General features: G+C 66.6%; 12 protein-coding genes and 2 tRNA genes. 6 read left to right on the forward strand and 8 right to left on the reverse strand.

Annotation, left to right across the window (positions count from 1 at the left end):
* The first annotated feature begins 32 nt into the window (after positions 1–32).
* Positions 33–1,916: a DNA primase gene (dnaG, locus tag QZZ29_RS02785; RefSeq protein WP_291381197.1), complete on the forward strand. Its 1,884-nt coding sequence runs from the start codon at positions 33–35 to the stop codon at positions 1,914–1,916.
* Between the two features lie 13 nt (positions 1,917–1,929).
* Here dnaG and QZZ29_RS02790 read toward each other — a convergent pair.
* Positions 1,930–2,002 (reverse strand) — tRNA-Asn (locus QZZ29_RS02790).
* A 102-nt stretch (positions 2,003–2,104) separates the two neighbouring features.
* On the opposite strand from QZZ29_RS02790, the gene QZZ29_RS02795 reads away from it, so the two are divergent.
* Positions 2,105–3,349, forward strand: a complete 1,245-nt coding sequence (locus tag QZZ29_RS02795) for an ammonium transporter (protein ID WP_291381198.1) — start codon at positions 2,105–2,107, stop codon at positions 3,347–3,349.
* Positions 3,350–3,366: 17 nt separating this feature from the next.
* Positions 3,367–3,440, forward strand: a tRNA-Ile gene (locus QZZ29_RS02800).
* A gap of 44 nt (positions 3,441–3,484) precedes the next feature.
* Here QZZ29_RS02800 and QZZ29_RS02805 read toward each other — a convergent pair.
* Positions 3,485–5,455, reverse strand: coding sequence for an FGLLP motif-containing membrane protein (locus tag QZZ29_RS02805; RefSeq protein WP_291381199.1), 1,971 nt, complete (start codon positions 5,453–5,455; stop codon positions 3,485–3,487).
* Between the two features lie 373 nt (positions 5,456–5,828).
* On the opposite strand from QZZ29_RS02805, the gene QZZ29_RS02810 reads away from it, so the two are divergent.
* A complete protein-coding gene (locus QZZ29_RS02810; protein WP_291381201.1) occupies positions 5,829–6,122 on the forward strand; it encodes a DUF1905 domain-containing protein in 294 nt (97 codons plus the stop codon).
* Positions 6,123–6,128: 6 nt separating this feature from the next.
* Here QZZ29_RS02810 and QZZ29_RS02815 read toward each other — a convergent pair whose 3' ends face one another.
* Positions 6,129–6,980 (reverse strand): NAD(P)H-hydrate dehydratase, encoded by an 852-nt coding sequence (locus tag QZZ29_RS02815; protein WP_291381202.1) that lies wholly within the window; start codon positions 6,978–6,980, stop codon positions 6,129–6,131.
* Positions 6,981–7,059: 79 nt separating this feature from the next.
* On the opposite strand from QZZ29_RS02815, the gene def reads away from it, so the two are divergent.
* On the forward strand, positions 7,060–7,554 hold the full coding sequence (def, locus tag QZZ29_RS02820; protein ID WP_291381204.1) for a peptide deformylase: 495 nt from the start codon (positions 7,060–7,062) through the stop codon (positions 7,552–7,554).
* Here the strand turns inward: def and QZZ29_RS02825 are convergent.
* Positions 7,551–8,234, reverse strand: coding sequence for an NAD(P)H-hydrate epimerase (locus QZZ29_RS02825; protein WP_291381205.1), 684 nt, complete (start codon positions 8,232–8,234; stop codon positions 7,551–7,553). The genes def and QZZ29_RS02825 overlap by 4 nt on opposite strands.
* Before the next feature lie 201 nt (positions 8,235–8,435).
* Between QZZ29_RS02825 and QZZ29_RS02830 the strand changes: the two genes are divergently transcribed.
* Positions 8,436–8,933 carry a DUF3145 domain-containing protein gene (locus QZZ29_RS02830; RefSeq protein ID WP_291381206.1) on the forward strand — a complete coding sequence of 166 codons (498 nt, stop codon included), beginning with the start codon at positions 8,436–8,438 and terminating at the stop codon, positions 8,931–8,933.
* A 224-nt stretch (positions 8,934–9,157) separates the two neighbouring features.
* On the opposite strand, the gene fabF is transcribed toward QZZ29_RS02830, so the two are convergent.
* From fabF to QZZ29_RS02850, 4 genes are all read right to left on the reverse strand, one after another.
* On the reverse strand, positions 9,158–10,393 hold the full coding sequence (gene fabF, locus QZZ29_RS02835) for a beta-ketoacyl-ACP synthase II (protein ID WP_291381207.1): 1,236 nt from the start codon (positions 10,391–10,393) through the stop codon (positions 9,158–9,160).
* A 43-nt stretch (positions 10,394–10,436) separates the two neighbouring features.
* A complete protein-coding gene (locus tag QZZ29_RS02840) occupies positions 10,437–10,685 on the reverse strand; it encodes an acyl carrier protein (RefSeq protein ID WP_291381208.1) in 249 nt (82 codons plus the stop codon).
* Positions 10,686–10,772: 87 nt separating this feature from the next.
* A complete protein-coding gene (locus QZZ29_RS02845; protein WP_291381210.1) occupies positions 10,773–11,771 on the reverse strand; it encodes a beta-ketoacyl-ACP synthase III in 999 nt (332 codons plus the stop codon).
* On the reverse strand, positions 11,768–12,670 hold the full coding sequence (locus QZZ29_RS02850) for an ACP S-malonyltransferase (protein ID WP_291381212.1): 903 nt from the start codon (positions 12,668–12,670) through the stop codon (positions 11,768–11,770). The genes QZZ29_RS02845 and QZZ29_RS02850 overlap by 4 nt, the downstream gene beginning before the upstream one ends.
* Between the last annotated feature and the right edge of the window lie 3 nt (positions 12,671–12,673).

The following is a 12,673-nucleotide window of genomic DNA, read 5'->3' on the forward strand; positions in this document are numbered from 1 at the left end:
AGCGAGGGCGCATCGGGCTTAGAGTGTGACCCATGGCTGGCACGATCAACAGGGACGACGTAGCGTCCGTGAGAGAGCGTGCACCGATCGAACAGATCGTGGGTGAGCACGTCACCCTCAAGCCCGCTGGGGTCGGCTCCATGCGGGGGCTGTGCCCCTTTCACGATGAGCGCTCTCCGTCGTTCCACGTCCGGCCGGGCGTGGGCCGCTATCACTGCTTCGGCTGCGGTGAGGGCGGCGACGTCATCGACTTCATCATGAAGCTCGACGGCATGAGCTTTGTCGAGGCGGTGGAGTACTTGGCGCCCAGGGCGGGCGTGGAGTTGCGCTACGAGGCGGGCGGCCAGCGTACCGAGCCGTCCGGCCCTCAGCGCGCGCGGCTGCTCGAGGCGCATCGCCTTGCCGCGGAGTTCTACCGGGAGGCCCTCACCAGTCCCGAGGCCGCGATCGGCCGCGACTTCCTGACGGGGCGCGGTTTTGACAAGGACGCCGCCGAGGAGTTCGGCGTCGGCTATGCGCCCCAAGGATGGTCGGCGTTGCTTGACCACTTGCGCGGCCGCAACTTCGCGGAGCCTGAGCTCCAGGCGACCGGACTGTTTTCCGAGGGACAGCGCGGACTCTACGACCGTTTTCGCGGCCGACTCGTGTGGCCCATCAGGGATGTGATGGGCGAGGTCATCGGATTCGGCGCGCGTCGCCTTCTCGAGGACGATCAGGGCCCCAAGTACCTCAACACCCCGGAGACCCAGCTCTACAAGAAGACCCAGGTGTTGTACGGGATCGACCTTGCCAAGGGCGCCATCCGCACCGACAGGACCGCCGTGGTGGTCGAGGGGTACACCGACGTCATGGCGTGCCACCTGGCCGGGGTCAAGAACGCCGTCGCGACGTGCGGTACTGCTTTTGGCGAGGAGCACGTCAAGATTGTGCGGCGTCTCATGGGCGACACGGGCGGAGCACAGATCAAGGTCGGCGGGATGCGCGCCAAGGTGGTCTTCACCTTTGACGGAGACGAGGCGGGCCAGAACGCCGCGCTGAAATCCTTCAATCTGGACCAACAGTTCTTGGCCCAGACGTTCGTGGCGGTCGATCCCGACGGCCTGGACCCGTGTGATCTGCGTCAACAGCGCGGTGACGAGGCGGTGAGGGCGCTGCTCGAGGCGCGCGTGCCCCTGTTTGAGTTTGTCATCAAGACCACGCTGGCCGGCCATGACCTCAACATTCCCGAAGGCCGCGTGACCGCCTTGCGCTCGGCCGCTCCGGTGGTGGCGCGGCTGCGCGACTCCGCGCTGCGACCCGAATATGGGCGCCGCTTGGCGGGGTGGCTCGGCATGGACACCGACACGGTGTTGGCGGCCGTCACCAGGGCGGGTTCCACGTCGCAGCGCCCCACTTCTGCAGACCAGGGGCAGGGCGCGCCATCCGCATCACACCGCGCGCGCCCGGATCGCCGCGACCCGATGGCGCGCGCCGAGGCGCTGTCCTTGGGCGCGCTGCTCCAAGCACCCGACGCGATTCGCGCGGTTCCCAGCGCCTTGCAGGTCGCCGACGACCTGGTCGCCGAAGCGTTCGCCGTCCCGCAGTACCGCGCCATCTTCTCCGCCATCGCAGCGGCGGGTGGCGTGCGAGCGGCGGGCCACGACTGGGTCGCGCAGGTGATTCAGGAGGCGGGGGAAGACCTCGCCGGCATCGTCAACGAGCTCGCGGTGACCCCGTTGCCCCACGACAAGGCCGACACGCTGGGCGTGTACGGCGGTTCCGTGATGGCCAAGGTTCTGGATGGGCATCTGACGCGCCGGATCGGCGACTTGCGAGGGGCGATGCAGCGCGCGGGTGCTGGCACCGACGAGGCTCAGAAACTGTTCGCTGAGATGATTGCGTTGGAGGCCAAGCGCCGGTCGTTGCGGGGCGATTAGCCCCGCCTTCACGCTCCCCCACTTGGACTCGAACCAAGAACCTGCCGATTAACAGTCGGCTGCTCTGCCAATTGAGCTACAGGGGATCGGCGACGATGTCATCGTCACGAACCGAAGAAACCTTACACGATCTGGGCTTCAGGTTCATGCACGGTAGCCTGACTTCGCATCGCAATGAAGGGGAAGCAATGACGCCCGTGTACGACGCCGGGGACACGGCCTGGATGATCCTGTGCACCGCGCTGGTCCTGCTCATGATTGTTGGCCTCGCGCTGTTCTACGCCGGTCTGGTGCGCTCCAAGAATGCGCTCGGGATGATGATGTACGTCGTGGGCGCGATCGTGGCGGTGTCGGTCACGTGGGTGCTTGTCGGCTTTTCCCTCGCGTACGGGCCCGACGCTCTGGGCGGCTTCGTCGGCAACCTTGACCATGCGGGCCTCGCGGGCCTTGGGGAGTCGCCGATATTCGCGGGACTTGACTTTCCGCCCATCGCCTTCGCCATGTTCACGATGATGCTTGCGGTGTTCTCGGCGGCAGTGATCACCGGCGCTGCCGCCGACAGGATGAAGTTCGGCGCGATGCTCGCGTTCCTCGCGCTGTGGTCGGTGGTCGTGTTTCCCGTGGTGACGCACTGGGCGTTGGCACCCGGCGGGTGGATGGTGGCGTGGGGGGTGCTCGACTTCGCTGGAGGCACCGTGGTGGGCGTCAGTGCGGGGGCGTCGGCGCTGGCGCTCGTCCTGGTGCTCGGCCCGCGGCGTCATTGGCAAGAGTCCACGATGCGGCCGCACAGTCTTCCGCTGACGCTGCTGGGCGCCCTGTTGCTGTGGATGGGATGGCTTGGCCTGACCGCGGGCTCGGCTTTGTCCGCGAACGGTGTCGCAGCGTCGGCGGTGCTGGCGACCCATCTCGCGGCGGTCGGCGCCGTCTCCGGCTGGCTACTGCTGGAGAAGCGACTCAACGGCAAGGCCACGTCCCGGGGTGCCGTCTCGGGTGCGGTTGCTGGCCTCGTGGCCATCACCCCGGCCGCAGGTTTCTTGGACCCCTTCGCGTCGCTCCTGCTCGGTTTCCTTGCGGGCGGTGCGTCCTTCCTGGCCCTTCGGGTCAAGTTTCGGTGGCGCTTTGACGACGCGCTTGACGTGGTCGCCGTGAACTATGTGGGCGGGGTGCTGGGATTGCTGTTTGTCGGGTTCTTCGCCCGCCTCATCGTCGGCGGCGGTACCCAGGCGGTCGGATTGGTCAACGCGGGGGATGCGGCGCAACTGGGAAAGCAGGCGGTTGCCGTGCTGGTAATCTCGGCATTCGCGTTCGTCGCCAGTTGGGTCATCGCGATGGGACTGCGAGCCTTTATGGGGCTGCGAGTAACACCGGAAGGCGAGGAGCAGGGCCTCGATTCTCATCAGCACGGTGAAACGGCGTACGAGATACGCCACTAGCATCGGCGTACCACCAAGGGCCAGTAGCTCAGCCGGTTAGAGCAGCGGACTCATAATCCGTCGGTCGTGGGTTCGAGCCCCACCTGGCCCACCTTCGAGGCAATGCGCGGCGCACACCGCCGTCACCTACGCGTGCTAGACGCGAGCGTCGGCATCTTCGTGCTCGGTGACCTGCTTGCGCGAAGGCACGAACCGGAAGTATGCCCACACCGCGACCGAAACCAGTGCGAAGAGGGTGAACAGGCCCAACCAGCCCAGCAGTGGCGCGGTCATGTCGCCCCAGCTATCCGACATCGGCACCACGACAAGCGTGAAGACCGCGACGGCGATGGCATACATCGCCAACCAGGCGCGGCGCGACCAGTCCCAGATGGCCTTGCCGTCGAGGAACCTGAATGGGGCGAGCATGACGAGGAGAGTACTCAGTGCCTCTAGGGTGATGGCCGCGAGGGTGTCCTTGGTGATGTTGAGGATAAATCCGTCTCCGCTACCCAGGAGGCTGTAGAGGATCCAGGCTCCTATGCCGAGCGAGATCAAGAGGACTGCGCCCAGGAGAGCGAGTTTGCCCTCGGCCACCCGCTTCAGACTGACGGCGAACGTCACACCCACCACGAGTCCGAAGAGGAATCCGGGCTCGATGCCCGCGAGACGAGAGACCAGGACGGAGCCCAGCACGATGAACAGGCTGGCGGGCATGGGGTCGAGGCGGCTTGCCACCCCGTAGCGCACGCGCGCCACAGTCTGAAGCACCGACGAAACCGCCACGTTGATCACATACAGGCCCGCGAACGTTGCGATCCAGGTGCGTATTGAGGCGCCGTCCCAGCCAAACTCCGGGTCCGAAAAGCCGAGCAGCCAGGCCGTCGCCAGAACGGTCCCCAGACCCACCACCTGACCGTCACGCACGCCTCGCGGCACCGCGTCACGCCACCGCTTGGCGCGCCGACGCAGCGGTTCGAGCCAGCCGAAGGCGCGCGTGTAGTTGGCCGCGATGGTGGACTGCAGAAGTTCGGCGGGCAGTGCTACCAGCAGGATGAAGGCCACAGCGACCGAGCCGGCCGTTCCCAAGATCACGGCACCCCACGGCACGTCTGAAAAGCTCTGAAGCTTCGACAGAGGGCCAGTCTCGGACCATCCCGGCGATTCGGTTCCCTCTCCACCGTCGATCTGTCTGCCTGTGACGGAGAACTCGACACGCGATTCCGTGACCCGCTCGACGTCGTCCCCGGAGCCAAGGTCGTTGATCACCGCAGACGTCCGAAAGACTCGAATAGCCTGCGTCCGGGTCGATGTGACGCCGTCGGCCGTGCTCAGGTTGAGGACAATCTCGTGGGCGCCCTCTTCGAGGTTCTGAGGAATCGTGACCGACAACTGGAGCACTCCGTCCTGCCCGATCACGGTGGATCCCAAGAACTGCGGAGTCGAGTGCACCTCGGCTACGACCGTGGCTCCTTCGGGCAGGCCCGTGGCCGAAACGACGAGCGGCTGCCCCGGGGTGATGTTGCTTCCCGCCAGGGGCTGTCCGCGCTCGTCCAGGAGCTCGAACGACCACTCCAGGTGCGTGGAACTCGCGGCTGCGTACTGGACAGTCGTTGGCTGAAACGAGAATCCGATTTCCTCACGAGGCGGAGTCGCGGGCTCTTCGACCGGCGGCGGAGGGTCGACCACGGGCGGAGGGTCGACCACGGGCGGAGGGTCGACCACGGGCGGAGGGCTTGGCACGACGGGGTGGACGATTTTCACGACGAGTTCACGTATCGGGGAGGTGGTCTCGTCCTGCTGGCTGTAGACGGACAGCGTGTGCGGACCGCGAGGCAACGCTGGCACCGTGCACCGCCACAAGCCCTTGCGATTTACCGTACCGGAGCAGAGGACGTCGCCATTTTCCTTGACGATGACCGTGTCTCCGACAGTTCCGGTACCCGTCACCATGACTGCGCGCTTGACCTGGGTACTGCCATCGACTGGCGAAGTGATGGTGGTCGCGGATGCGGCCCAACTGGGGGCGGCCGTGGCAAGAGTGATCCACGTGCCAACAACTATCACGACCACAGCGATCGTGATGGCAAACTTCGCGCGGCGGAACGGGAGGGGTGGGGGCGTCATGCTCGAACCCGGTCTTTGTGGAGGGGGGGACAAGACCTCTGCAACGGCCCTCACAGATCCGTTGACGGACATAACGTAGCGCGCAATTGTTACAGAACCATTGCGTTCTTGGAACAATCATGTGCTTTGTTCCCGCCCCAGTTCCGGACGCGGATTGACCGATTCTGATGGTGCGCGCCACTCGTGCGGGCGAGGGTCTTGCGATCCTCGCCGTGACACGATGTATGGCGATAATTGGACACCTGCCCACCGATTCGTCGCTCAGTCGGCGAGGCAAAACCGCCCTGGAAGAATGCGAACCCCGCTCGAGCGTTTGTCTCAGGAACCTCGCCATTCCGCCTGAGGTGAGCACGCGTCGCGGTAGCCTCGACGCATGACGTACCGCTTCAGCGCCGACCTCTATCTGTGGGACGCGCGGACGGACTCGTGGGTGTTTGTGAACCTTCCCGAGGACATCGCGGACGAGATCGAGGATGCCGCGCCCGAGCCCCGCAGGGGCTTCGGCGCAGTCAAGGTCGAGGTCACAGTAGGTGGGACGACGTGGCGCACTTCCGTTTTCCCGTCGAAGGAGGCGGCCACCTTCGTGGTGCCCATCAAGCGGGCGGTGTTGAAGGCAGAGGGACTTACTGTGGGCGACCGCGTGAAGCTCGCCCTCACTACCGTCTAGCGCTCGTTAGGAACCCTCGAGGAGGAGTTCGGCGACCACGGCGGGCACCGCATCGGCGATGTCCAAGGCCGCGATCGGGCCGCCCCCCGACGCGGCCTCTGCGGCCCTCGCGTGTATCCATGATGCGGCCACGCCCGCGTTCAGGGCGCTGAGCCCTGAAGCCAGCAGCGCCCCGGCGATCCCGGCGAGCACGTCCCCCGAGCCCGCAGTCGCGAGCCACGCCGGCGCATCCGGCAGTGTCACCACTGCTCCGCCCGGGGGAGCGACCAGCGTGGGGGAACCCTTGAGGAGCACCGTTGCGCGGGCGGTCTCTGCCAGCAGCCGCGCATGGGCCTCCCTGTCGCGTGCCACATCCTGTTCCGTGATGTCATGCCGCATTGCGCCCAACGTCGCCACGAGTTCCCGCGCGTGCGGCGTCATCAGGACCCGGTCAGGTGGAGCCTGGCGGTCTCCTGCGGCCCGGGCGCGTGCGCACGCCTCCAGGGCCCCGGCGTCGACCACGAGTGGCACACCCGACGCGAGAACAGCGCCGATGACGGCATCCTGGCCCGGATGGTCGGCCACGCCCGGCCCAATCACCCACGCGGAGACTCGCGGCAGCCGCTGGGTCGCCTCGTCGGAGTCATGCACCACCACCTCGGGCCTCATGGATAACACGAGGTCTTGTGCACGCTGGGGTCCCACATAGCGGACCAGGCCGATGCCGGCACGCACGGCGGCCGAGGCGACGAGGGCGGCCGCGCCCGGGTAGGCCTCGGAGCCTGCCACGATGCCCAGCACGCCTCGTGAATACTTGTCGTCACCACGTGTCGGGACGGGCCAGCGCTCTGCGACCCAACGCCTATCGATTGGCTCCATGGCTCTAGCCTGGCACGCGATGCCCGTGTGGGCCGTCACCCCAGCAAGAGGCCTCCCGATGCATGACAGAATTGCGCCCATGGCAATGCGAGAAATTCGGGTAGTCGGCGATCCGGTACTGCGTACCCCCTGTGAACCCATCACCACGGTGGACGACCGCGTGCGTTTGTTGGTTGAAGACCTGTTGGAGACGGTTAACCACGAGGGCCGCGCCGGGCTGGCCGCGAATCAGATCGGGGTCTCGCTACGCGCCTTCTCGTGGAACATCGACGGTGACGTGGGGTATGTGCTCAACCCGGAGATCGTCGAGAACCACTCGGAGTACCAGGCGCTTGGCGACGAGGGCTGCCTCTCTGTTCCGGGTCTGTGGTACCCGTGCGAGCGTCCGGCCTATGCCAAGGCGGTGGGGACGGACATCGAGGGGAACGAGGTGGTGGTCGAGGGCGAGGAAATCTGGGCGCGCCTTGTCAACCACGAGGTTGACCACCTGAACGGGAAGCTGTTCATCGACCGCCTGAGCAAGGACGTCCGGCGCAGCGCAATGCGCGAGCTTCGCGAGCAGATGGAGTCCTAGCGGTCAAGCGAGACGCCCACGTCGACCACCACGATCTCGCCCGCATAGTGGCTGGCCTCCGGCTCCACGAGGCACGGCTTCCGCGCGGTGAATGTCACCGTGAGGTCCGCCTCGACGTGGGTCTTGGGCACCTGTCCGCTATCCGCGTCAAAGCCCGACGGCACGTCGACGGCCACGACGATCGCCCGGGGCGGTATCGCCTCGACGATGCGGTCCGCGGGCGCCCTGAGGCCCGGCGACGAGCCGATGCCCGCGATGCCGTCGATCACCATGGCGGCCGCGGTGACGGTCTCGAGTGCTGTCGCCAGTCCAGGTGGGCTGTCTGCGTGGCACCAGGACACGCCAGCGGCGCGCGCGGTCGCAAGGCCCCGCTGGTGAGCGGTGGCCCCCACGCCGATTGCCGTGACGACCGCGCCGAGCTCGGCCAGGCGTGCGCCTGCCAGCAGCGCGTCGCCGCCATTGTTGCCGGTGCCAGCAAGCACCACGATCTGTGCTCCCGAGACGTCGATGTCCCGACGCTCGAGCAGCCCGGCGCATGCCGCGGCGAGGCCGTGGGCGGCCCGGTCCATCAGCGCGGCTTCCGGGGTGTGTGCCATCGTGCGAGCCTCGGCTGCCCGAATCTGAGCGACGGTCATGACCTCGGGGAGGCCGACATCGGCGGATTTGTTTGTGCCACTCACGCCACCAGCGTGGCACGGCGCTCGTGAAAGGCACAGCGCGTGCGAAGGCAAGCCGGTCGCGAATGGCACAGCCATCGGGGACACACTGCCGTGTCTCGCTGGTGCTTTTTGCCCCGTTGAGGCACCATAGAGACACACCCGGTGTAACCGGACACCTCGATAGGTCGTAGGGGAAGACGCACCTATCAACAAGGAGGGGTCATGGCTGCCATAGCCCGTGGTGTTCTTTTCGTACACTCAGCAACCCGCGCGATGTGCCCCCACGTCGAGTGGGCGGCGCAGTCCGTGCTGGGTTCGCGCGCCACTTTCGACTGGATCGACCAGCCGGCAGGCGCCCAACTGTTCCGCACAGAGGTGGCCTGGCAGGGCCGCCAAGGCACCGGCGCGCGTCTCGCGTCCGCGCTTCGCGGCTGGGAGCACTTGCGCTACGAGGTGACTGAGGACCCATCGTTCGGTTGCGACGGTGCGCGGTGGTCGCACACGCCCTCCCTGGGCATCTTTCATGCCGTGACGGACGTCCACGGCAACATCGTGGTTCCGGAGGACCGCATCCGCTCCGCCATGGAGTCGGGCGGCACGGCCGCAGACTTCAAGCGTTCCATGGATCTCGCGCTCGGAACGGCGTGGGACGAGGAACTTGAGCCGTTCAGGTACGCCGGACATGGCGCACCGGTGCGCTGGTTGCACCGAGTCGGCTAACTGGGGGCCCGTCCGCCGCGGGGGCACGCGCGCACGCCTCCGTTGACGCCGCGAACCATTTCGGTAGGCGACACGCCGGGTTTCGCGAGGAGTCGCGCTCGACATGCCGCGCATCGCTCGCCGCTCCGGTTCGTAGCGTCCGAGTGCGACATATCTGAGCACGTGTGACCGCGAGAGGCCGGGCCAACCTCGTCGGCGTCAACCACACCCCCCGGCATCGGAAACTATGGGGTGCTGAACACCAGCGCGACGTTATGCCCGCCAAAGCCGAATGAGTTGTTGATGGCCGCGAGATCGCCGGCAGCTGGCATTGCACGAGGCGTGTCGCGCACCAGGTCAACCTCGAGTTCGGGATCGGGGCTGTCGACGTTGATCGTCGGCGGCGCCAGGCGGTCCTGAAGAGCCTTGATGGTGAAGACCGATTCGACAGCGCCCGCCCCACCCAACAGGTGACCGGTCATAGACTTGGTGGCGCTCAGCAACACGTTGTCGCCGTGCGCACCCATGACGCTGCGAATGCCGCGCGCCTCGACCATGTCGCCCGCGGGCGTGGAGGTGGCGTGTGCATTCACGTGGACGATGTCCGACGGGCTCAGGCCCGCGCGCTCAAGCGCTAACTTCATCGCACGGGTTTGGCCCGCGCCTGAGGGGTCTGGGGCGGCGATGTGGTGGGCATCGGACGACATCCCCAGACCGACGAGCCGCGCGTAGACGCGCGCACCGCGAGCCTTGGCGTGCTCCTCGGACTCAAGAACCAGGATGCCCGCGCCTTCGCCCAGAACGAAGCCGTCGCGCGTCGTGTCGTAAGGGCGTGACGCGGTGGCGGGGGAGTCGTTGCGCTTGGATAGCGCCTGCATCGCCGCAAAGGCGGAAATCGGAAGCGGGTGAATGGCGGCCTCCGTGCCACCGGCGACCACCATGTCGGCGCGACCGGACTCGATCATCTCGAACGCCATGCCGATGGCTTCAGCACCCGAAGCGCAGGCAGACACGGGCGCGTGCGCGCCCGCCTTGGCGCCGATCTCCAGCTCCACATAGGCAACGGGAGAGTTAGGCATCAGCATGGGCACGGTGAGGGGAAGGACGCGCGAGGCGCCCCTCTCCTTCACCGTGTCCCACGCCGTCAACAGGGTCCACACGCCGCCGATACCCGACGACACGACCGCGCCAAGACGTTCCGGATCCACCTCCGGCGAGCCCGCGTCCTTCCACGCTTCCCGCGTGGCGATGATCGCGTACTGCGCGGAGGGGTCCATGCGCTTGATCTCGGGCCGAGCGAGGACCTCGCTCGGCTGCACGGCGATCTGACCGGCGAAGGTCACGGGCAGCCCATACAGTTCCGCCCAGTCGTTCTCGAGCGTGCGAACGCCCGAACGACCTTCGAGCGCGGCCTGCCACGTGCTGGGCACGTCCCCGCCAAGCGGGGTGGTGCTACCGAGTCCAGTGACAACCACTGCCATGGTGATCCTCCGAGGTGTGCGTGTGAGTAGGGACAGGGGCCGGTTAGGCCTGCGCTGTCGTGATGTAGCTCACCGCGTCGCCGACGGTGACGAGGTTCTTGACCTCTTCGTCCGGGATGCGGACGTCGAACTTTTCTTCGGCGAGCGTGACGATCGTCATCATCGACAGCGAGTCAATGTCGAGGTCGTCGGTGAACGACTTCTCGAGCTGAACGTCGCCGGTGTCAAGACCGGTCTCTTCAGCGACGATGTCAGCCAGACCTGCGAGTACTTCCTGCTCAGAAAGGGCCATCGGGGTTTTCTCCTTGGGTTGGGTGATGCCAGACGGCATCGGGCTTGCGGGGAACGAGTAACGAGACTAGTGCCGTCGGCGCCTACGCTACGGCAGGACCACCACCTGCGCGGCATATACGAGGCCGGCGCCGAAGCCGATTTGCAGGGCGAGGTCGCCGGATTGAACGTCGCCATCACGCAGCAAACGTTCGGTGGCCAAGGGGATCGACGCGGCCGACGTGTTGCCGGAGTCGACAATATCGCGGGCAATCGCGACGTGATCGGGAAGCCCGATCTGCTTGACCATTTGATCGATGATGCGGATGTTGGCCTGGTGGGGGATGAAGGCATTGATGTCGGCGGGTGTGACGCCCGCCGCCTCCATCGCCTCCATCGCCACGGGCGCCATCTTGAACGACGCCCACTTGTACACGCTGGGGCCCTCCTGGAACAGCGTGGGGAACGCGGTACCCGGAACATCCCGATATTCGAGCCACGACGCCGTCTGGCGCACCAGGTGGGCGCCCGCGCCGTCGGAGCCCCACACCGTGGGACCGATCGCGGGAGTGTCCGATGCGCCCACGACGACCGCGCCTGCCGCGTCTCCGAGCAAGTATGAGATCGAGCGGTCGGCGGGGTCGATGAACTCGCTCATCTTCTCCGCGCCCACCACGAGCACGTTGCGTGCTTGGCCGGAGCGCACGAGTGAATCGGCCTGGCCGATGCCGTAGCAATATCCCGCGCAGGCGGCGGAGATGTCGAATGCGGCAGCAGTGATGCCGAGTCGATCTGCGAGGACCGGCGCGCCGCCGGGAGTGATGTGGGGGAACGTGATGGTCGACAAGATCACCGCGTCGACCTCGTCGGCTTCGATACCTGCGCGCTCGATGGCCTGCCGCGAGGCGGCTTCGGCCATGTCGATCACGGTGGTGTCTGCATTGGCGCGTACCCGGGTGGCGATGCCCGTCATCTTGCGGATCCACTCGTCCGACGAGTCGATCGGCCCGATGATGTCGTCGTTGGGTACGGAGTTCTCGCCGCGAAAGACGCCTAATCCGCTCAAGCGCGAATACTCGGGTCCCTTGGTGGTGCGCATGACTGTCATTCCGTGTTCCTTGCCAATTCAAGGGCGACCGCGAGGTCGTCCGGGGTCTTCAGCGCCACGGTGGGGACGCCCTTCATGGCACGCTTGGCGAGGCCCGTCAGGACGCCGCCAGGCGCGAGTTCGATGATGCCGGTGACGCACAGTTGGAGCATGGCGTCCATGCACCTGTCCCACCGCACCGGCCGCGCCACCTGCGCCACCAGACCTGCCACGGCATCGTCGCCGGTCTTCACGACGGTGCCATCCGAGTTGGTGAGGAGGACAATGTCCGGGTCGCGCCGGGTGTAGGCCGAAGCGGCCTCCTCCAGCACCGGCACTGCGGGCAGCATGTAGTCCGTATGGAAGGCTCCCGCGACCTGGAGTTCGATCACTCTCGCCCGGGCGGGCGGGTCCGCAACAAGGGTCGCGATGGCGCTGGCCGACCCTGCTGCCACCACCTGACCGCCGCCGTTCATGTTGGCGGGTGTGAGCCCACACTCCAGCAACTTGCTCGCAACCTCATCCTCTGCGCCGCCGAGTACGGCCGCCATGGAGGTTGCCTCGCTCGCCGCGGCGGCCTCCGCCATCGCGAGCCCGCGTGCACGGACGAGCGCGACTGCGTCCTTACGGGACAGCACCCTCGCGATGGCCGCTGCAGCAAACTCTCCCACGGAGTGCCCGGCGACGACGGCGGGGGAGATGCCGCCAAGGGCAGAGTAGGTAGCCAGTGCGGTTGCCACGAGCAGTGGTTGCGCAACGGCCGTGTCGCGGATGGTGTCGGAGTCGGCGGTGGTGCCAAGCTCCACCAGATCCAGTCCGCTGGCTTCGGAGTACTCGCCAAGCGCGGTGCGTACGTCCTCGATGTCAAGCCACGGGGTGAGCATTCCCGGACTCTGGGCACCCTGACCGGGACACACGATGGC

Source organism: Demequina sp., assembly GCF_016278765.1.
In the GTDB taxonomy this organism is placed as follows: Bacteria; Actinomycetota; Actinomycetes; order Actinomycetales; family Demequinaceae; genus Demequina.